The 20,302-nt window shown below is 40.8% G+C and carries 17 protein-coding genes; 5 read left to right on the plus strand and 12 right to left on the minus strand.

All coding sequences use genetic code 11. From position 1 onward, the window contains the following. On the minus strand, positions 1-1,752 hold the full coding sequence (locus ACQV1I_RS23835) for an ABC transporter ATP-binding protein (RefSeq protein WP_116333585.1): 1,752 nt from the start codon (positions 1,750-1,752) through the stop codon (positions 1-3). Between the two features lie 334 nt (positions 1,753-2,086). Next, a complete protein-coding gene (locus tag ACQV1I_RS23840; RefSeq protein ID WP_161555063.1) occupies positions 2,087-3,592 on the minus strand; it encodes a DUF4153 domain-containing protein in 1,506 nt (501 codons plus the stop codon). Between the two features lie 109 nt (positions 3,593-3,701). On the opposite strand from ACQV1I_RS23840, the gene ACQV1I_RS23845 reads away from it, so the two are divergent. Continuing rightward, entirely contained in the window at positions 3,702-5,069 is a 1,368-nt protein-coding gene (locus ACQV1I_RS23845) for an aldehyde dehydrogenase (RefSeq protein ID WP_116333583.1), read from the plus strand. A gap of 52 nt (positions 5,070-5,121) precedes the next feature. On the opposite strand, the gene ACQV1I_RS23850 is transcribed toward ACQV1I_RS23845, so the two are convergent. The 9 genes from ACQV1I_RS23850 to ACQV1I_RS23890 form a co-directional block, all read right to left on the minus strand. Continuing rightward, positions 5,122-5,481, minus strand: a complete 360-nt coding sequence (locus ACQV1I_RS23850; protein WP_094699933.1) for a PqqD family protein — start codon at positions 5,479-5,481, stop codon at positions 5,122-5,124. Positions 5,482-5,547: 66 nt separating this feature from the next. Then, positions 5,548-7,440: an OPT family oligopeptide transporter gene (locus tag ACQV1I_RS23855; RefSeq protein ID WP_116333582.1), complete on the minus strand. Its 1,893-nt coding sequence runs from the start codon at positions 7,438-7,440 to the stop codon at positions 5,548-5,550. Between the two features lie 291 nt (positions 7,441-7,731). After that, a complete protein-coding gene (gene moaA / locus ACQV1I_RS23860; protein WP_201747397.1) occupies positions 7,732-8,763 on the minus strand; it encodes a GTP 3',8-cyclase MoaA in 1,032 nt (343 codons plus the stop codon). A gap of 18 nt (positions 8,764-8,781) precedes the next feature. Further along, positions 8,782-10,044, minus strand: coding sequence for a molybdopterin molybdotransferase MoeA (locus ACQV1I_RS23865; RefSeq protein WP_116333581.1), 1,263 nt, complete (start codon positions 10,042-10,044; stop codon positions 8,782-8,784). A 91-nt stretch (positions 10,045-10,135) separates the two neighbouring features. After that, positions 10,136-10,936 carry a formate dehydrogenase accessory sulfurtransferase FdhD gene (gene fdhD, locus ACQV1I_RS23870; RefSeq protein WP_094699936.1) on the minus strand — a complete coding sequence of 267 codons (801 nt, stop codon included), beginning with the start codon at positions 10,934-10,936 and terminating at the stop codon, positions 10,136-10,138. 156 nt (positions 10,937-11,092) lie between these two features. After that, positions 11,093-11,458 carry a DUF2294 domain-containing protein gene (locus ACQV1I_RS23875; RefSeq protein WP_003334154.1) on the minus strand — a complete coding sequence of 122 codons (366 nt, stop codon included), beginning with the start codon at positions 11,456-11,458 and terminating at the stop codon, positions 11,093-11,095. 129 nt (positions 11,459-11,587) lie between these two features. Beyond that, on the minus strand, positions 11,588-12,265 hold the full coding sequence (locus tag ACQV1I_RS23880) for a uracil-DNA glycosylase (RefSeq protein ID WP_018669655.1): 678 nt from the start codon (positions 12,263-12,265) through the stop codon (positions 11,588-11,590). 183 nt (positions 12,266-12,448) lie between these two features. After that, positions 12,449-13,702, minus strand: coding sequence for a cation:dicarboxylate symporter family transporter (locus ACQV1I_RS23885; RefSeq protein ID WP_018669654.1), 1,254 nt, complete (start codon positions 13,700-13,702; stop codon positions 12,449-12,451). Between the two features lie 455 nt (positions 13,703-14,157). After that, positions 14,158-15,420: an exosporium glycoprotein BclB-related protein gene (locus tag ACQV1I_RS23890; RefSeq protein ID WP_201747396.1), complete on the minus strand. Its 1,263-nt coding sequence runs from the start codon at positions 15,418-15,420 to the stop codon at positions 14,158-14,160. A gap of 646 nt (positions 15,421-16,066) precedes the next feature. Here ACQV1I_RS23890 and ACQV1I_RS23895 point away from each other — a divergent pair. Both ACQV1I_RS23895 and ACQV1I_RS23900 read left to right on the plus strand, forming a co-directional pair. Beyond that, positions 16,067-17,086 carry an Ig-like domain-containing protein gene (locus ACQV1I_RS23895; protein WP_116333580.1) on the plus strand — a complete coding sequence of 340 codons (1,020 nt, stop codon included), beginning with the start codon at positions 16,067-16,069 and terminating at the stop codon, positions 17,084-17,086. A gap of 401 nt (positions 17,087-17,487) precedes the next feature. Continuing rightward, on the plus strand, positions 17,488-18,096 hold the full coding sequence (locus ACQV1I_RS23900; protein ID WP_018669652.1) for an acetate uptake transporter: 609 nt from the start codon (positions 17,488-17,490) through the stop codon (positions 18,094-18,096). Between the two features lie 8 nt (positions 18,097-18,104). On the opposite strand, the gene ACQV1I_RS23905 is transcribed toward ACQV1I_RS23900, so the two are convergent. Beyond that, entirely contained in the window at positions 18,105-18,287 is a 183-nt protein-coding gene (locus ACQV1I_RS23905; RefSeq protein ID WP_094699940.1) for a hypothetical protein, read from the minus strand. Positions 18,288-18,537: 250 nt separating this feature from the next. Between ACQV1I_RS23905 and ACQV1I_RS23910 the strand changes: the two genes are divergently transcribed. Continuing rightward, positions 18,538-19,452 carry an ABC transporter ATP-binding protein gene (locus tag ACQV1I_RS23910; protein ID WP_018669650.1) on the plus strand — a complete coding sequence of 305 codons (915 nt, stop codon included), beginning with the start codon at positions 18,538-18,540 and terminating at the stop codon, positions 19,450-19,452. Between the two features lie 2 nt (positions 19,453-19,454). Further along, positions 19,455-20,234: a DUF2705 family protein gene (locus ACQV1I_RS23915; protein ID WP_094699941.1), complete on the plus strand. Its 780-nt coding sequence runs from the start codon at positions 19,455-19,457 to the stop codon at positions 20,232-20,234. Positions 20,235-20,302 lie beyond the last annotated feature (68 nt).

Raw genomic sequence — 20,302 nt, forward strand, 5'->3', positions numbered from 1 at the left:
TCACTCTCCATCTGTTAAAGTTGCCTCGATTTGCTGTCGTTCATATTGTTGTTTATACCAGCCATTCTGTTTCATAAGCTGATCATGAGTCCCACGTTCAACAATTGTTCCCTCGTCCATCACTAGAATTAAGTCGGCATGCTGAACTGCTGACAGGCGATGCGTCGTAATCCATGTGGTCTTACCTGTTCGCTCCGCACGAATATGGGTGATAATTTCAGTCTCCGTTTTAGCATCCACCGCAGAGAGGGCATCATCTAGCAAAAGAATCTCTGGATCTGCTATTAGAGCACGGGCTATGGAGACACGCTGCTTCTGACCTCCTGACAAGGAAACGCCCTTTTCCCCAACCATCGTATCCAAGCCCTCTGGTAAATAGGTAATATCCTTTTGGAAAGCTGACATAACCAATGCATGCTCCACATCAGCCATAGAGCTAGTCGGTTTACCAAATCGAATGTTTTGTAGAATCGTTTTAGAAAATAGGATTTGACCTTGCGGAACATATCCAAGCCAGCCAACTGCTTGCTCTACTGCAATTTTTTGCATGGGAGTTCCTGAAATCAAGATTTCCCCCTTACCTAACGGGTACTCACGCAGGAGCTGACGCATCAGAGTTGTCTTACCGCTGCCTGTACGTCCAACGATTCCTAAGGTCTGCCCTCGGTTCAGCTCAAACGTTACATCTCTCAAGTTATCTACCTCAGATGAAGGATAACGGAATGTCACATTCTGAAAAGAGATTGTAGAAGGCATTGGCACATCCACTAGATTGTGCTCATTCTGAACATCTGGTTCATAAGCAAGCGTTTCGTTCACTCGATCCAGAGAAGCATTACCCCGTTGCATAATATTAACTAACTCCCCGATAGCGTACATCGGCCAAGACAGCATGGCTAAATAAATGTTAAATGAAATCATATCGCCTATCGTAATTTCTTGATGATAAACATAATACGCACCAAACCCGATACCTAGTAGAAAACTTATACCATTTAACAATTTCATCGTAGGCTCAAATAGTGAGTCGATCCGGGCAACGGACAGATTTTTCTTATACGTTTCCTCAGATATTTCACGAAAGCTCTTCCGACTTGCCTCTTCTTGTACATAAGCTCGAACCACCCGGACACCTGAAATATTCTCCAGGACCTGGTCATTCATTTTTCCGAAAACATCCTGCGCTTCCATAAATCTTTTATGAAGCATCTCCCCATACTTACTCAACACGTAGGCTGCCAACGGCATTGGTAAAATACAAATTAGGGTAAGCTTCCAGCTAATTAAAACCGTCATCGTAAGCAAAATAACCGCTAGATATACAGTCGCATCAACTAAGGTAAGAATGCCAAACCCAGCTGTTAGTGATACTGCTTGAATATCGTTCGTCGCCCGGGCCATCAGATCTCCCGTCCGATTTTTTTCATAAAAGGTTGGCGTCATTTTTAAAAATTGTCCCATTAAGTTGGAACGTAATTTCCTACTAACCAAAAAAGAGCCTCCGAACAGATTCTTCATCCAAATATAAGTGACGCCATAATTACTTAAAGCGATTGCTAGTAATAATCCAATTATGAGGAACAATCTTGTGGTTGTCATAGAGCCAGCAAAAATTTGGTCAATCGACGTCCCCATTAGCTTCGGTGGTAAGACTTCCAACACACCATTGATCACCAAAAAAACGACTGCAATGGAGTATCTCTTCCACTCTTCACGGAAAAACCAGCCTAACTTTTGAAACACAGCTATCATGCATTCTCTCTCCCTTCTCGCATGAACCTATCATCTGACAGAAGCAAAAAAGACACGTCACTATGTGCGACATGTCTTTACACCTATTCTGTCATAAAAAGCGCACGTACAAAATTCTGTAACCTACGCTCTTATTTTTTACCTACACTCAATCAAGACAGTGATGCCTTGGATGTAAGAGATAGCTTACAGGAGATATGAAATTGTATTTGTTTTGCATTGGGAAACAACATCATTCTCATGTTACTCATCTCCTTTTCCTTTTGGGCTCACTTTTGTATTTACAAATTCTACCTCACTACCTCAAGTGCGTCAATCTATTTTTCAGAATATTTTATAGTTCATTCTCTACGTATTCATGCAATATTTGATTCGCTCGATAGCGCGACCAAACAAACGAACTCCAGGACGTATGTTTATTTGATTCATCATCTACACGATAATTAGCTAAAATTCGACTTACTTTCTCACGTAACTCTGGTTCACTCTCCGCATAAGCCGCTAAGGTAGGGATCGCATCAAGTGATAAAGTAGTTAAATAATCTATCTTCTTAATTGCTTGATATCGTTCTATATTTAATTTTACAATCCAATGTTCTATATTTATCACATTTATTAGCGTATATGCACATAATCCTATCATTATAAATACCTTTATAAGCGGCAATGTACGTTTCCATATCTGATATAACGTCACTCCACAGGCTATTAGTAGGCATCCCATTGCCAAGCGAGCTATGATTCGTTGAAAGGTGAAACCATATGCCTCTTCATATAACTGGAGCCTAACATGAGCCGAATAAAGCATAAACAGTGTACTTATAGTAAGGACAGTCAGTAACAGATTAATAATTCTCTTCTTGAGTAGGGTGTCTCCTTTTATAAAATGTAGACTGAGTAACAAGAGTAATAAATTGAAAAATGACACCTTTACTAGTTCATAAAATCCATTCTGGGCGTATTCCGCATAGCTTACTCCATCAGGTAATCCATTTGCTCCCATAAATAAATAAGAAACTTGAAAGCCTACGAATACCACATACAACACATTACACACCAATAAGATCGTGACACCCACCGTAAAATCAAGATATCCTATTTTTGACTGATCATGACTTGATTCCTGTGGCAAAGCAATCGGTTCAACAAGCTGTTCCTTTTGCTGAGTAGCTAAAGCAACCAAGTATACAAAAAAACCGATTCCGCTTACTAGAACCACTACTATATTAATAAACCAACCAGAAATGGACAAAAGCCCACTCCACGTAGGCATTGTGATAATAAATTGCCGAAACAGGGAATCAGCAGAAGTCAGCAACGGAACCACAATGAGGAAAATGGGAATCGATATAAGTAAGCCAATAACAACTTTACCAAGCTGCCCAAGAGTTTGAGGATTCCCCTGTTGTTTCAACCATGCTGTGCATAATTTAAATGGGGTTCCTATACTGCACAAATATCTAAGAAGGAGTAAGTCGATAATGAAGAACAAGTTGTCTAATAATCCGGTCTTCTCTAGCCTTCTATTTGTGATTAGCAAGGTATGAAGAATCCATAAACAAGGTATAAGCAGAAAATTAATTAAACGGAATGCTGGCTGCTCATAAATAGCAAACATAAGCGAAAGTAAGAACATCGGAATGGATAGAAACCACCCAAAGCTCGATTGCCAAGCTACATCTGGTTGAAAGAAGTAGAGGAAAATCAAATACATCGCTGTCAAATATAATGGGTATGAAACTCCCAGCATAAACTCTGTAAATAACATTTTAAATAGAATACCCAATAGAATGGAGAAGATAAAAGCCCATCTAACTCGTTTGGACTCAACATCTATCATAGCAAGATCCCTCCTATGCTCTGCTGTATCTTCAAAAGCATAATATTGGATAAATATTCTGTCGATGATAAACTCATCATACGTAAATGTAAAATGAGAGGAGGCACTTATGAATCCCATTCAAGATTTACTTTCCAAGCAACATCAATTTTTTCACTCGCGACAAACGAAAAACGTTGCTTTCCGAATAGAAGCACTTCAAAAACTACGAAGTACCATCATGTTGCACGAACAAGAAATTTATCAAGCTCTACTGGCAGATTTGCATAAATCACAATTTGAAACCTACTTGACTGAAATTGGAATCGTGCTAGAAGAGATTCGATATATCTGTAAACATTTACAGGGCTGGGCAAAACCAAAACGAGTAAAAACAGCTCTCACTCACTTCGGTTCCAAGGGTTACATTTATTCCGAACCCTATGGTGTTACACTGATTATCGCCCCATGGAACTATCCGTTTCAACTCGCTCTACTTCCTTTAATTGGTTCTATTGCTGCCGGGAATTGTGCTGTTATCAAGCCATCAGAGCTTACCCCCCGAACCTCCGACCTTCTTCGGCGGTTAATTGAACAGACCTTCCCTGCTGAATTTATTAGTGTAGTAGAGGGAGGTATTGAGGTTAGCAATCAATTGCTAGCGGAGAAATTCGACTATATCTTTTTCACAGGTAGTGTCCCTGTTGGTCGTGTGGTAATGGAAGCGGCTTCCAAGCATCTGACTCCATTCACGCTTGAATTAGGCGGAAAAAGTCCATGCATTGTACATCGAGATGCTAACCTGCGTCTGGCCGCTAAGCGAATCGTTTGGGGAAAATTTTTAAATGCTGGTCAAACCTGTGTGGCACCCGATTATTTACTTGTGGACTCATCAGTGAAACAGGAACTAATTAGACAGCTCAAAACCTCTATTCAAGAGCTTTATCCTGACGCTCTAAGCAATCCGGATTATACTCACATTGTAAATAGACGACATTTTGAGCGGTTGCTTTCGTATCTGGACCAGGAAAAAATCATCCATGGGGGAAATGTAACCCCTAGTACACTAGCTATTGAGCCTACTCTCTTGGATAACGTAACATGGCAAGACCCGGTCATGCAGGACGAGATTTTTGGACCCATTCTCCCCATCCTGACTTATGATGAGCTGGCTGAAGCTGTTTCCAGAATAAGTGCCCAACCAAAGCCACTGGCTCTCTATCTTTTCACAGAAAGTAAAGAGACAGAGAAGCTACTCTTATCCCATCTTTCCTTCGGTGGTGGTTGTATTAATGACACAATCTTTCATATCGCCACTCCCTATTTACCATTTGGTGGGGTTGGTAATAGCGGTATTGGTAGCTACCATGGAAAAGGAAGCTTTGATGTTTTCTCTCATCAAAAAAGTGTGCTGAAGCAAACTACACTCTTTGACATTCCTGTTCGCTATCATACCACCAAGCAAGCTTTAAAAAAGATAAAATGGTTTTTTAAATAAATCATAACAAGAGCCAATGATCGATCTCATTAGATCAGTCATTGGCTTTGTTCTATTCGCGCTCTCTCCACGTCACCCATTGGTTCGTTTCAATCATTTGAAAGAATCGGCTTAGTCGGGGTAGTACAGGCTCTGCTTGTTCACCAAATTCTTGTCGTATTTCCTCAGCAATTTCTGCTACCGTATACATGCCCGTACATCTAGCAATTACATAGCTTCCCAGCACGTCTAGCTTGATTCGGAAGGCGGCTGGCTGTCTCAAATAGCGTACAGACAAGCGTTCCAACCAACTATCGCGAGGGATAATAACGGTAGAGATGCCATCTTCCGACTTCTCTAGCATAATCCGTTTCGCCAACATAGGCCTCATCGTCAATAAATTTCCATGTTTTTTCTTTGTAAAAATCCACACGCTGTCCTCACCTACACCCCATTAATAAGCAAGTTTCATAGTAAATGACACCCTCGTATCCAGTCACTAATGACTACTACCCTGATCTTTGGCACGCATAGACACCCATAAAAGGATAGCCGCTACTACTGCAAAGATCACCGTGCTTACCATGCCACTTTGAAACATGACATTCTCTGGCAGTGTTATTTTGGCTGAAATGAGCATAGCAATCACTACCCCTAACAGCGACTCACCAGCAATTAGACCAGATGCAAACAAGGTTCCTCTTTCCAGACGTAGCTTTTTACGGTTTTTATCCTTCGAGTAATACTCCACTATCCAACGAACTAAGCCACCAACCATAATCGGTGCACTAGTATGGATTGGTAAATAAATTCCTACTGCGACAGTCAAGGAATGAAGGCCTAAGAATTCAACACAAATGGCAGTCGCCGCACCAATAAAGATTAAATCCCACGGCAAGTTATTTTCCATGAGTCCTTCAATAACCATTTTCATCAAAACGGCCTTCGGTGCAGCTAAATCCTTCGTTCCCATTCCATATGTTTCATGCAGAATAACAAGGACATAACCAATAACCAAGCCAGAAATCAACACCCCTAGCATCATAGCCATCTGTTGTTTCCATGGTGTAGCCCCGACTAAATATCCTGTCTTTAGGTCTTGAGAGATATCACCGGCAACAGCAAGGGCAGTGCACACGATCGCTCCCACAATCAAAGCGGTGACCATTCCTGTTTGACCTGTTACACCCATTGACTTAAACACCACTGTAACAATTAGCAAGGTAGCAATAGTCATTCCTGAAACAGGCGAGGACGAGCTACCTATCAATCCCACGATACGAGAAGCTACCGTAACGAATAGGAATCCAAATATGGCAATAGCTACAGCCCCTATCATCCCCACTTCAGTAAGCGGTGAAAAGGCAATTAATAATATGATTGCTACTATACCAAGTAAGAGCCATGTCTTTGAAATATCGCGGTCAGTACGTTCCACCAGCGATTGATTATTACCTTTCCCTAAGCCTGTGAGTGTATCTCGCAACGAATAATATAATATTGGTAACGTTTTTATTAAGCTAATTAAACCACCGGTAGCTACCGCACCTGCACCAATATAACGAATATAGTCTCCCCAGATAGCCCATGCATCCATGGAAGAAATCAATCCAGAAGCTGGCGGAATTGCCTGGGAACTATGTGTACCAAAAAAGCTAATCATTGGTATCATGACTACCCAAGCAAGTATTCCACCTGCCATCATCTCTCCAGATACTTTGGGCCCAATAATATATCCCACACCAAGCAGAGCTGGAAATGTATCCAATCCAATCAATGCATTTTTAAAATTAGCAATGCCAGTCTCTACTTCCGTCTTGAATAGCTTAAACCCATCACCCAACGCTTTAACTAAAGCCCCTAGTCCAAACCCAGTAAAGACCAGCTTGGCGCTGTTGCCCCCTTTTTCACCAGAAATCAAGACTTCTGCGCAAGCAGTTCCTTCCGGGTATGGCAATGTTTGATGCTCGTTTACAATCAATAAACGACGTAACGGTATCATCATTAAGACCCCTAAAAAACCACCAGTCAACACGATGAAACTGATCGTTAATTGACTAGGTACAACATTCCATAGAAATAAAGCCGGCAGCGTAAAGATAGCACCCGCCGCAACCGCTTCGCCAGCAGTTGTCATGGTTTGTACAATATTGTTCTCTAAGATAGATTCACGACGTAAAATACCACGTAGAATCGCCATCGAAATAACAGCTGCCGGGATAGATGCACTGACTGTTAAACCGATTTTAAGGCCTAAATAGGCATTAGCTGCTCCAAAAACAACAGCTAAAATTAATCCCAATACGACTGCAACCACAGTGAGCTCTGGCAAAGAACGTGATGCAGGAACATACGGGACGAATGAGGAAGAATTAGATTTTCCACCATTCATATAAAGTCCCCCTAACTTTAAATGGATTCGCAGTTCTTAATTTTTTGACTTTTAAGAACAATGCGAGTGCTAAAAAATATAATACATCTTATTATTTACACCAAAACCATTTATTGGTCAAACTGTAAAGTGTTTCTTAGTATTATCATTCCAAAAATACCTTTTTCTTATGCTTACACGATGCATTCTTTATCACGTCTTGAGGCAAAAAAAAGAAAGAGGGTACAGAACCTTAACTCGGAAGTTCTTGTATCCTCTTTCTTTTTCATTTTTAAAATTGGCTACATCCATTTATCCACCTATATGAGACATTTCCACCTTTTTCCGTGGTAACCCCTTAGTAGCTGATAGACGTTCTTCTGAATAACGCTCCTTACGATGTGACCATAGCTGTTGAATGTAGTAGGCCAATTCTTCATCGTTAGTCCCATCACGAAGACGGCTTCTCAAATCTATTCCCTCTGTAGCAAATAGACACATGTATATAAAACCTTCGGCAGACAGGCGAGCTCTAGTACAGGAGGAGCAGAACGCTTGCGTTACGGAAGAGATAAATCCAATTTCTGTCTCGGTTCCTTGATAACGGTAACGTTTGGCAACCTCACCAAAATAATCAGCCTCTACAGGTTCTACCGGCATTTCTTGATTGATCATTTCTAAAATATCTAGACTAGGCACCACCTGTCTGAGCTCCCAGCCGTTTGCATTGCCAACATCCATAAACTCAATAAATCGCAACGTAATCCCAGCTTCTTTAAAATAGCGGGCCATAGGAAGTATATCCTGATCTGTTGCCCCTTTTTGTACTACCATGTTTACCTTTACTCCAAGACCTGCTTTCTGTGCGGCCTCAATACCTTTTAATACTGTACTGACTTTAACTCCTCGCCCATTCATATATCCGAACCGATCATCATCAAGGCTGTCCAAGCTTACAGATACCCGATCAAGACCTGCTTCCTTTAGAGGGAGAGCAAACTTTTCTAGCAGCGAACCATTGGTTGTCAGTGCAATATCCTTTACGCCTTCGATCTGACTGATTTTTTGTATCAATACCGTTACATCTTTACGCAGTAAAGGCTCTCCACCGGTTAATCGGATTTTTTCGACACCCATATTTACAAAAATGCGGGTTAACCGTTCTATTTCTTCAAATGAGAGCAATTTCTCTTTGGGGAGAAACTGAAAATCCTTGTGGAATATTTCTTCCGGCATACAATAACGGCACCTAAAATTGCACTTATCTGTAACAGAAATGCGCAGATCTCGCAATGGACGTTGCAAATGGTCAGTTACTTTTGTATGTGAGATCTTCTGGTTCACTAGCCACAGCTCCCTTCTTTAGGTGACATCGTACTGAAGTGGGATTACCTGAATTAAATCTCCTTTAGCTGCTCCTGCACTACCAGAAGGAATCTTAAGGAGACAATTGGCATCCTGTATAGAAAGCATGTGGCTTGATTTAGTCACACCAATCGACTTTACCTTTACTATTCCCTTTTCTATCCACAATTTGCCCCGTTCGTAACGTACATGAGGAGAGCCCTTATCATAATCAGTATCTAAAAAAGCTTCCATTACGGTAGGAAGTGCCTCTTTAGCACCCAGCATAGCTCGAATAGCTGGCTTTACAAACAATTCAAAACCAACAAAACATGCACCTGGATTCCCCGACAAACCGAATAATAATTTGTTATGAATAACTGCAGCTGAGGTAGGACTACCTGGTCTCATGGATACCCGGTTAAACAGCATATCTTCACTCTGTTCGCGGAAGATTTCTGCCATAATATCATAATCACCAACTGACACGCCACCTGTGGTAATAACAATATCCATCTCTTGAAGAGCCTCTATCAATAAAGCTTTTGCTCGTTCCTTATCATCAGGGATAATTCCATATAGACAAGGGATCGCACCAGAGGCTTCCACCAATGCTTGGATCATATAGCTGTTGCTATTACGAATTTTACCAGGAAGCAGGGGCTGTTCAATTGGTAGCAATTCCGTTCCTGTAGCAAAAATACCTACTTTAGGTGGAACAAATACCTTTACACGGTGATAGCCAAACGTAGAAAGCAATGCCATTTGACCCGGCTGAATGATTCTCCCAGGTTCTATAATAGCCTGTCCCTCTTGTATCTCTTCTCCTACCTGTGCAATATTCTGTCCCTGTCCTACATTATGTTTGACCTGTACAAAAGCTTGTTCATTTTGTTCGTATTCCTGTGTCTGTTCGAACATAATCACTGCATTAGCACCTTCGGGAACGCTGGCACCGGTCATAATTCGAACGGCTTCCCCTTTATTCAGCTTTATAGCGGGAGCACTCCCCGCTGCAATATCTCCCACAATTCGATAGGTAAGTGGCTCAACTGGTGTAGCCTTCTCAATTCCTTCACACCTAATAGCATACCCATCCATACCTGCCCTTGGGAAAGCTGGAACATCATTGGTGGCATATATAGGATCAGCTAATCGTCTCCCTATACTGTCAACTAATGCGATCTCCTCCGTATTCATGGTTGTTATTCGGGAAAGAATGCGTTTTTGTGCTTCTTCAACTCGAAGGGCTTTTCGCTGAAATCGGTGAGTTCTATTCATATATGTCACACTTTCCTTTAGTGTACAGGTTCTTTATTAACAGCATTATGTTTACGTCCCTATAAAGTATTATACATCATGAGGGCTCTCATCATTTTATAGACTGTGTCTCTGTTATTCGTTCGGGATGCGTATATACATTTAGCGTTTTCCCTCGGATAAATCCTACCGTTGTAATGCCCAACTCTTCAGCAAGATCAAGCGCGAGATTGGTAGGTGCTGATTTAGAGAGGACAATCCCTACTCCAATTTTGGCTACCTTTAACAAGACCTCTGAAGATATCCTTCCACTAAAGGCAATAACCTTATCCGATAAACCAATCCGATTCTGTAAGCAAAATCCATATACCTTGTCTAGTGCATTGTGTCTTCCAATATCGGTTCTTGTCACCACAATCCCTTCTTTATTGCATAAGGCAGCATTATGGACACCGCCTGTTTGCTTAAAAAAAGAAGACGTTTCTTGCATATGTTTCATCATCGCCTGACAATCTTGTACGCTAATTTGCTGCTTTGACATGATCGTTTTAGCAGTTTGAACATCATTTTGCAAATAAAATTGTCGACTTTTACCACAACAGGAGCCAATAAAACGCTTAGAATGTTGAGGTGATAGCTTGCATTTATTTTTTAGCTCCACATAAGCGAATCCAGTTCCTTGATTGACGGAGAATGACTCTACATCATCTGGAAGCCTAATAACACCCTCTGATGCAAGGAAACCAAGAAGAAGCTCTTCCATATGTTCAGGTGTACACACCATTGTTGCGAATTCCATTCCATTTACCATGATGGTTAACGGATATTCACAGGCAATCTCATCGTCTATTACTCGAAAAACCTCTCCATCGTATCTCATGATGCCACGTACGGTCGATACTTCCTTGCTCATAGCCCTCTTCCTTCCATATAGCAGACCTTTTTACCAATTAAAAAATGCCACAAGCTAGACCTACCTTGAAACAAGGAGGTAACTTGCGGCGGTTAGTCTTTAGCAGGTACGCTACCAAGTTCCAACTGCTCTAATGAGATATAGTTATGCTTATTATTAGCGATCCGATCCAAATTTGCGCTCAATATCCTGGTCGAAAACAAAAATGGACATCCCAAAGTCACTTTCAATATCAATATCTACAAATAGGTCTATAAACTTTGCTCCAAGAAGCTCTTCCATCTCAACAGGACGAGTTTTCTGGTACATCTCTTTGACCATTTCAGTCCTAGCTGAACGAAGCATTTGCTTCCCTGTATCTGCAGTTGCAATAAATTTCTCTACAGGAGAGAGATTGCCTTGCATTTCACAGATCGCCCAGTTCTTGCAAAATGTGGTTTTTATTTGACTAGGTCCTTTTCCCATATGACGTTTGCGAAATGTCCTGACCAAATTGCTAAATTCAGCTTCATAGTTCGTCATGTTATCCAACTCACTTATTCAAATATATACCTATTTCATAAATTCTAACAGTATCGATATGATTAGGCAATTGTAATCAGTTGTACAAAAACTACTAGCTAAGTAAAATACAATCTCACCATTTCGAATCTAATTTAACGGAGGAATTTGCCAATCAATCGGTTCCTCTCCCATTTCTAAAAGAAATTGATTCGCTTTAGAAAAAGGTTTTGTCCCGAAAAACCCTCTACTTGCAGATAATGGGCTTGGATGAACAGATTCCAAAATATAATGTCTATTGGTATCAATCATACTTTTCTTATCTTGGGCATTTCTCCCCCATAAGATAAAGACCACTGGCTTATCTCGCTTGTTTATCTCTTCAATTACACGATTCGTGAAAAGCTCCCAGCCTCTCCCTTTATGTGAATTGGCTTCCCCATCTCTAACTGTTAGTACCGTGTTTAACAATAGTACGCCTTGCTTTGCCCAAGACACTAAATATCCATGATTAGGAATCAAGCACCCTAGATCGTCTCGCAACTCTTTATAAATATTTACGAGAGAAGGTGGCGTTTTAATACCTGGATTAACTGAAAAGCTTAATCCATGCGCTTGATTCGGACCATGATAAGGGTCTTGTCCTAAAATAACTACCTTTGTCTTTTGATAGGGCGTATGATGTAAGGCATTAAAAATATCATATTTATCTGGATATATAGTTTTAGTAGCGTATTCGTTTCGTAAAAACTCTCGTAATCGTAAGTAATATGGTTTCTGAAATTCATCCTCTAATAACGGAGCCCAGTCGTTTTTTAAAATGGCCATGTATCTTACCTCCCCGCTTTTTTACTTCTTAAGCATAAAGTAAAAGTAAAAAATCGCCAAGCCTCTACCCTTTACCGAGTATGGTCATCTAGCGTCTTACATTCTTCCATGCGTCTCGATTTATACAACAAAAGGTTGCCGACTTCTGCCGGCAACCTTCGTACACTTATTCAATACATCCCTTTAGAGAGTAGCAACGTATTGTTTTCCTTTTTCAGGGTCATATTCTTTTTCCCATTTAGAAATAACTACAACAGCTAGAGCATTACCAATCACGTTAACAACTGTCCGTGCCATATCTAGCAAACGGTCAATACCCGCGATAAATGCTAAGCCCTCCAGAGGAATTCCTACCGTTCCTAACGTAGCAAGCAATACAACGAAGGAGACTCCCGGTACGCCTGCAATTCCTTTAGACGTTACCATCAAAACTAGCATTAATGTAATTTGTTGATAGAGAGATAGATCAATTCCATACATTTGTGCGATGAAAACAGCTGCAATCGCTTGATAGAGTGTAGAGCCATCTAGATTAAAGGAGTATCCAGTCGGCACCACAAAAGAAGTAATTGCCTTTGGACAACCGAACTTCTCCATCTTTTCCATTATCTTAGGTAATACAGTCTCTGAGCTAGCTGTTGTATAAGCTAGTAGCATCTCATCTTTTAGGATTTTCATTATAGTAAAGATGCGAATCCCGCTTATTCTAGCTACAATACCTAGCACCACGATAATAAAGAAGAACATAGCTCCATATACCAAAATCATGAGCTTGGCCAATGGAACAAGTGATTGTAAACCAAACTTAGAAACTGTGATACCAATTAAAGCAAACACACCGAATGGAGCAAACTTCATAATCTGATTGGTGACCCAGAACATGGCGTCCGCCACACCTTGGAAGAATTGTAATACAGGCTTTCCCTTATCTCCAATCGCTGCCACACCTAATCCAAACAAAACAGAGAAAAAGATAATTGCCAGCATGTCCCCTTTAGCAATAGACTCAAAGACATTTGTGGGTACAATATTGACAAAAGTATCTACAAAACTGTGATGTGTCGCTTGATCGGCTGTCTGTACATATTTGTTGATATCAGTCTTAGTTAAATCAGCCATGTTAACCCCAACACCTGGCTTGAAGACGTTAGCTGCAAGTAAGCCAACTACAATGGCAATCGTGGTAATAATCTCGAAATACAAGATTGTCTTACCACCAATCTTCCCTAGTTTCTTTATGTCACCTACACCTGCTACGCCGACAATTAAGCTAGCAATTACAATTGGGACTACGATCATTTTAATCAAGTGAAGAAAAATATCCCCGATGGGCTTTAGATAACTTTCTATAACAGGATTATTATAAAAAATTGCACCAACTGTAATACCTAATACAAGACCAATAAGGATTTGCACTGCTAAACCATATTTTTTCATTCCTGCACCTCGCTAACAAAAACTTAAAATATTTACAAAAAATGTACGGTGATTAAGAAAAAGTAACCTACGATCATTGGGGAAAAAATTCGATTACACTAACTGAAAAAGTTATAACACAGGGGGTATACCATTATTCGTATAAATATAAATGTACTTGTTATTTAATTTTGTTGAAAGTGATCGCTTACTTATCTTATCAATCCTCTAGCAAGTAGACAATATATTTTCACAACTGAGCGCATATTCAGTTCCAATATGTAACAAGTTTAATTGACAATGAATCGTTCACTATGCGGTAAAATACAAGCGATAATTAGCGATTTATAAGGCTATATTACCTTTGGATTATTTATTACCCATTCATTTTCGATACATCCATTTAACAAAAAATTGCCTATTATGAAACAAAAAAATATCCCTCAAGCATCGAGGGATATTTCATCCATATTGAATTAAACGATCGTCACACCTGCACTTGCGTAACCTGTAACAATAGTAGCTACTGTTAAACCAGTAGTAGTGATGGAATACACCATTAATAGACGAGTTTGTGCTGTTACTGGTATAGCTAAACCTGTGGTAAGGCCATTACTTATCGTACCAATAGGGACAAGTCCTCCTGAAAGAAAAGGCGTTAAGGTCACAATTGCTCCTGGAATTGGGGTAAAGTTGTTATCAGGAGTAGGCGAACTGTAGAGCTGAGCTGTGATAGTTGCTGAACCTACAATAGATATAAACACTTCTACTGCCGTACTAAAGAACGCCGAGATGGACGTAATAATACCGTCACGTGGTACAGAATAGGCAAAGTTTAGAAGCGTACCTGCTGCTCCAGTCAAATCGATAGTGGTTCCAAAGGCAAATACTGTTGGTGCCGAGTTCCCAAATCCAACCAATCCAATAGTTCCAGCAAGACCACTGCCAAGAGCACTTAGTGCAAGAGGAACACCAGATGCAAATGGAATGATTGAACCTGCACCGGTTGGGCCGGTTGGAGCTGTTGGGCCGGTTGGGCCTGTCGCTCCCGTTGCTCCTGTCGCTCCCGTGGCCCCTGTGGCTCCTGTCGCTCCTGTGGCTCCTGTGGCCCCCGTGGCTCCCGTGGCTCCCGTGGCTCCTGTCGCTCCCGTGGCCCCCGTGGCTCCTGTGGCTCCCGTGGCTCCTGTGGCTCCCGTGGCTCCTGTCGCTCCCGTGGCTCCCGTGGCTCCTGTCGCTCCCGTGGCTCCTGTCGCTCCCGTGGCTCCTGTTGCCCCCGTGGCTCCTGTCGCTCCTGTGGCTCCTGTGGCCCCCGTGGCTCCTGTCGCTCCCGTGGCTCCTGTGGCCCCCGTGGCTCCTGTCGCTCCCGTAGCTCCTGTGGCTCCCGTGGCTCCTGTGGCTCCTGTCGCTCCTGTGGCTCCTGTGGCCCCCGTGGCTCCTGTCGCTCCTGTGGCTCCTGTGGCTCCTGTGGCTCCTGTGGCTCCTGTGGCTCCTGTGGCTCCTGTGGCTCCTGTTGGACCTCTTGGACCTCTTGGACCCGTTGGACCTGTTGGACCTGTTGGACCTATTATGGGACAAAAAGTGGTGAAATGTGTGCATGAAGACGTGGACGAGCTAGACTTACAATGTTGAGAATATATTTTGTGATGGTTTGTTGGATTTCGACTCATAAAGTCCAATAATTCAGGTTCAATCAACTCATCTTTAATCCTTCGTAGATCATCATGGCTATCGTATCTCAAAAATCACACCTCCATTAATAAGATGTGATATCGTATGGAAAAACCTTAGAGACTGTTAGCATTATTTTTCAAAGTACTTGTAAAAATAGGCTTAATAACTTCCTTTTACTTAATAAACTAGACTAGTGTCCCTATTACATATGACCATTTTTACTCCAAAACAAGTTTGACCGTGACCCTTCTACCATAACTACACATATACATAACTATCTTAGTTAAAGGAGGTACCACATTTGCGTTTCTCTCTACACTCCTCCTACCATCTTCCTATGTTCTCCCCTTGGCTATGGCTACGGAAAACTTCATCTGCTAAAGAGGCGATCTCCACACAGTATATTTTCTTTCATTGAAAAAATGTAGGGAAAGCAAGTGTTGGTTTTTATGCCCCCTGCCATGTACCCCTATTAGCTACAAGTTAAGTAACACCCGCACGAATTACCAAATATACTTATGAGTAATTCCTAGCTTTATCGCTCCGTATATATCATCTTTTTTCTTGTTAAAAGGTGATAAAAAAGCACTATAGGTAACCAGGTAAAAGGAATACCAGGTTACTTCATGTGAGTAGCCCAACTTATTACTCTACGTTAGTCGCCCCAACTGGGCTACCCCATTTTCTAATAATTCTGGAGGTGAACAAATTACCGTGAATATTTCATCACACGATTGTGACCATCATCATCCCGACAATAAAGTCATTGTTAAACTCTCAGCTAATACCTCAACTATTACAATTGGGAGCATCATTACATTCACAGTTCGAATACTTAATAAAAAAAGAAAGGGGGTTTTGACTAACGCCTTTTTGTTTAATCAAGCCCCTACAGGCACTGTGTTTATACCAAATAGCGTCACTGTGAATGGATTCCCTCAACCTGGTGCTTCACCCATAGCTGGTATTAGTCTTGGAACCATTCCTGTAAGAGTAAATTTCGTAAGTGTTACTTATCAATTCCAGGTAGTCTCTGTCCCATCCCCAGCAGAGATCATTAGTCAAGCAAGATTAACTGGCACACTGACCTTCCCAAAAGATCGACAAGTTCCTATTTCTGTCCTTTCGAATGTAGTAACGATTCCTTTTCCGGGAGCCTGTATTCCACTGCAAGCAACAAATAATGGAATCATTGTTTGCAAAGGCGAAGGAATTAAATCATTTATTAAAATCGCTAATCCAAACCGAAATACTCTCTTGTTTAAACTTCTGTCTTCTCCAAAACATGGTTGTATTAAACTCTTAGTCGATGGTCGATACGCCTATAAACCAAATCGCGGTTTTACAGGAAAAGATATCTTTACTGTTTTGGTAGTAGATCCTATTTGCCATTTCACAGCTATTGTGCGAGTCGTTGTTCTAGTGAGGAAAAATTGCCATCACCATCACAAATCTAGTTCTTCTAGTTCTTTTAGTTCTTCTAGTTCATCTAGTTCATCTAGTTGCTCACATTCACACTCTCATTCTTATGAACCATCCTCCAGCTGCTCTAGTCACTCTCATTCTTATGAACCATCCTCCAGCTGCTCCAGTCACTCTCATTCTTATGAACCATCCTCCAGCTGCTCCAGTCACTCTCATTCTTATAAACCATCCTCCAGCTGCTCCAGTCACTCCAGTCATTCTAGCAGTTGCTTTGAATCCAGCAGTAGTACAACATGCACTGAGGAGTAATCCGTCTCTTTATCTAAAAAAAGCAGGCCTGACAATCCACAGGGCTGCTTTCTTTGTATTTGATTCAGTTAGTCTTATATGTAAAACTGCATTGCTTGGTATGCAGAAAAGGCAATCTTTTCAGGCTTCACGCTAGGTTTTAAGAACTTACAATGGAGCAGTCCTATATATTGATGAATTATTAAAGAGACTGGTAACACCTTGTCACGCCGTATTGAGGAGATTAAAGGATGGAAAACAGTTATTCCAGAGAGGAATGGCCGCTTTCTTGTTTTTTGAATATAACAAATATAACGATGTAACACATTTGTTAGAATTTACAATAGAAAATCCCCCTATCCTTGCTTTAGAATAAGTAAGTATTTTTCGTAGCAACATATATGGGGAGGAAACACACTAGGATGAACACTCAATCCGTGAAGATTACCAACTGTGATCCATCAGCATTAGGTTTGTTTGGTCTAGCTATGGTAACATTGGTAGCTTCTATGCAAAAATTAGGCTTCACTGAAGGCCTATCCATGGTCGTCCCATGGGCTATTTTCTTAGGAGCATTTGCACAGTTATTTGCTTGCATCAATGATTCTAAACGCAATAATATTTTTGGTACTACTGCTTTCGGTGCTTTTGCTTTTTTCTGGTTTGCTATGGCATTTTCCTGGATGATTCAGATGGGGGTTTTTGGAGCGGAAATGGCTGCTAAAGTAGATGGAAAACATCTCGGGATTGCTTTCCTTGGATATCTAATCTTTAGCATATTCATGACGATTGGTGCCGCCGAAACAAATAAAGTCCTTTTCATCATCTTTGTTTTCATTGATTTCCTATTTATTGGACTTACTTTCAGTAGTCTAGGAATCGCTAAAGATCCAATGCATACTCTTGCTGGAGTATCAGAGTTACTTATTTCTTTATCATCATTCTATGGTTCTGCTGCTTGTGTACTTAATGCACATTTTGGTCGTGAATTCTTACCAATCGGTAAGCCAATGGGCATCTTTAAAAAATAAAGAACAGGTTACCTAGTTCTATATAGCCGCTTGCGCCCTTTGCGTAGGCGGCTTTTACATGAAAAGAGAGGCCCTACACGTGTTACAACCCCTTTTTCCCCGGGAAAGGAAATAGCACGAAGTTCCGTAATCTCTCCTTTACCAAAATAACTACTCCCCTGTTGATCCAGAGGATATCGCTTGATGGTCATCTACACTCCTCCTTACTTTTCTCATTCTGTATATAAATTTAATGTAATTTTAACAAATTTCAGATAAAATCAACATAATAAAGGCTTTTTTCAAATTAGTAGCACTCCCTTATTTAAGGTAAGTTTAAGAGTAGGTTAAGTCCAATGAAAGGTTTTTCATCTATAATAGCCTAGTAAAAGTAAAAAAGGGTATTCCAACTCTATTACTATCGGCAATACAAGAATATTAAAAATTGTGGGAGGAAAATGAATGTCTAACCAACCAGTGGTGAAATTAGAAAACGTGACAAAGAGAGTCGCGGGGAAAACACTTGTTAGAGACCTGACGTTCTCCGTACAACGAGGAGAGGTATACGGTTTTCTTGGTCCCAATGGTTCTGGTAAAACTACCACCATTCGTATGATTGTTGGCCTCTCTTCCATTACGGAAGGCGAAATATATGTAGAAGGTTACAATATAAAAAAAGATCGGTCAAAAGCAATGGCTCATGTCGGAGCAATTGTTGAAAATCCTGAACTATATGGTTATATGACCGGGATGCAAAACATGATTCACTTTGCCCGTATGGCTGTTCAACCAGTATCAAAGGAACGAATTCACCAAATTATTGACCTTGTAGAGCTTTCAGGCGCTATCAATCAAAAGGTGAAAACCTATTCACTAGGGATGCGCCAACGCTTAGGAATTGCTCAGGCTCTGCTACACAATCCATCCATTTTGATTCTAGATGAACCAACAAATGGTCTGGACCCAGCAGGAATTCGCCAGCTCCGTGACTATCTACGGGAGTTAGCAAAACGTGAAAATATCGCGGTTCTAGTCTCCAGTCACCTCCTCTCCGAAGTGGAGCTTATGTGTGACCGTGCCCTTGTTATCCAAGAGGGTCAATTTATTGAAGAGATGATTGTTAACAATCAAGCAACAGAAGTTAAGGGTTTATCTGTTGAATTCGAGGTAGAAAGCAGTCAGCAGGCAGTAGATATTTTACTTGATTGGACAGTTGAGGTAATGAGTGACAAGCTCCTTCTCCTTCAAATCGAAAAATCGGATATCCCGGTCATTGTACAACGATTAGTAGAGAACAGTTGCCCTATTTATCAAATTAAAATTAGAACCAAGTCGTTGGAAGATCGCTTCTTAGCTCTGACAAAAGGAGGAAAATAGCGATGAAATTTATCCACCTCATACAAAATGAAATCATGAAGCTTAATGCGAAAAAGCAAACCGTTCTGTTCTTCTCCTTACTAGCAGTTCTTGTTTTATTAGCAGGACTTATCGGTAAATTTTATGCGACAGACATGACATCTGGCATTGGTTATGCTGGATTCTCCGTCTTTATGCAAATAGGTCTTGGCTTTTTAATTACTCTATTTGGACTTGTTACAGGTGCTCAAATCCTAACTGATGAATATAAAGAAGGCACTATTAAGCAGCTCTTGATTCGTCCTAGCAGTCGTACAACAATTTTACTCTCTAAATATGTGACAGTCCTTATCATGTTAGTTTCTGCCACTTTATTTTTGATGCTATTTAGTAGCCTCGTTGGATTGGTTTTTTTCGGAACAAAATCAATGGCAGATTTAGATTTCACAACGTTACTGCAAGCGTATTTCTACAACATTCCAGCGTTATTCTTTTTATCAACACTATCTTTCTTCACTGCAACTATATTTAAAACAAATGCACTTGCGATTAGTATAGCCATTATTGCAAACTTTTCTGGTTCAATCGCTAGTATGTTTACCAAGAAGTATGTATGGGGTAAATTTGTGATATTTAATCATCTGGACTTAAATGCTTATTCCGACAATCCATTAATCTCTCGCTTATCTGCACCTGCCTATCCCGATTTAGGTATCTGGTTCTCCTTGATGATAATCGCTATTTATATTGCACTGATGGTGTTCCTATCGATCCTGATTTTCAAAAAACGGGACGTGCAATAAACCTGGACAAAAAATACGATATACAAAAAGCTGGCTCTTCGAACGGAAGAACCAGCTTTTTTTGATCA

Source organism: Brevibacillus sp. JB24b (assembly GCF_051713385.1).
In the GTDB taxonomy this organism is placed as follows: Bacteria; Bacillota; Bacilli; order Brevibacillales; family Brevibacillaceae; genus Brevibacillus_B; species Brevibacillus_B laterosporus.

Excerpts from the sequence above, each read along its gene's own strand:
- ACQV1I_RS23835 (WP_116333585.1), bottom strand. The coding sequence starts at position 1,752 with ATGATAGCTGTGTTTCAAAAGTTAGGCTGGTTTTTCCGTGAAGAGTGG.
- ACQV1I_RS23840 (WP_161555063.1), bottom strand. The coding sequence starts at position 3,592 with ATGATAGATGTTGAGTCCAAACGAGTTAGATGGGCTTTTATCTTCTCC.
- ACQV1I_RS23845 (WP_116333583.1), top strand. The coding sequence starts at position 3,702 with ATGAATCCCATTCAAGATTTACTTTCCAAGCAACATCAATTTTTTCAC.
- ACQV1I_RS23855 (WP_116333582.1), bottom strand. The coding sequence starts at position 7,440 with ATGAATGGTGGAAAATCTAATTCTTCCTCATTCGTCCCGTATGTTCCT.
- ACQV1I_RS23865 (WP_116333581.1), bottom strand. The coding sequence starts at position 10,044 with ATGAATAGAACTCACCGATTTCAGCGAAAAGCCCTTCGAGTTGAAGAA.
- fdhD (WP_094699936.1), bottom strand. The coding sequence starts at position 10,936 with ATGAGCAAGGAAGTATCGACCGTACGTGGCATCATGAGATACGATGGA.
- ACQV1I_RS23875 (WP_003334154.1), bottom strand. The coding sequence starts at position 11,458 with ATGACGAACTATGAAGCTGAATTTAGCAATTTGGTCAGGACATTTCGC.
- ACQV1I_RS23880 (WP_018669655.1), bottom strand. The coding sequence starts at position 12,265 with ATGGCCATTTTAAAAAACGACTGGGCTCCGTTATTAGAGGATGAATTT.
- ACQV1I_RS23885 (WP_018669654.1), bottom strand. The coding sequence starts at position 13,702 with ATGAAAAAATATGGTTTAGCAGTGCAAATCCTTATTGGTCTTGTATTA.
- ACQV1I_RS23900 (WP_018669652.1), top strand. The coding sequence starts at position 17,488 with ATGAACACTCAATCCGTGAAGATTACCAACTGTGATCCATCAGCATTA.
- ACQV1I_RS23905 (WP_094699940.1), bottom strand. The coding sequence starts at position 18,287 with ATGACCATCAAGCGATATCCTCTGGATCAACAGGGGAGTAGTTATTTT.
- ACQV1I_RS23910 (WP_018669650.1), top strand. The coding sequence starts at position 18,538 with ATGTCTAACCAACCAGTGGTGAAATTAGAAAACGTGACAAAGAGAGTC.
- ACQV1I_RS23915 (WP_094699941.1), top strand. The coding sequence starts at position 19,455 with ATGAAATTTATCCACCTCATACAAAATGAAATCATGAAGCTTAATGCG.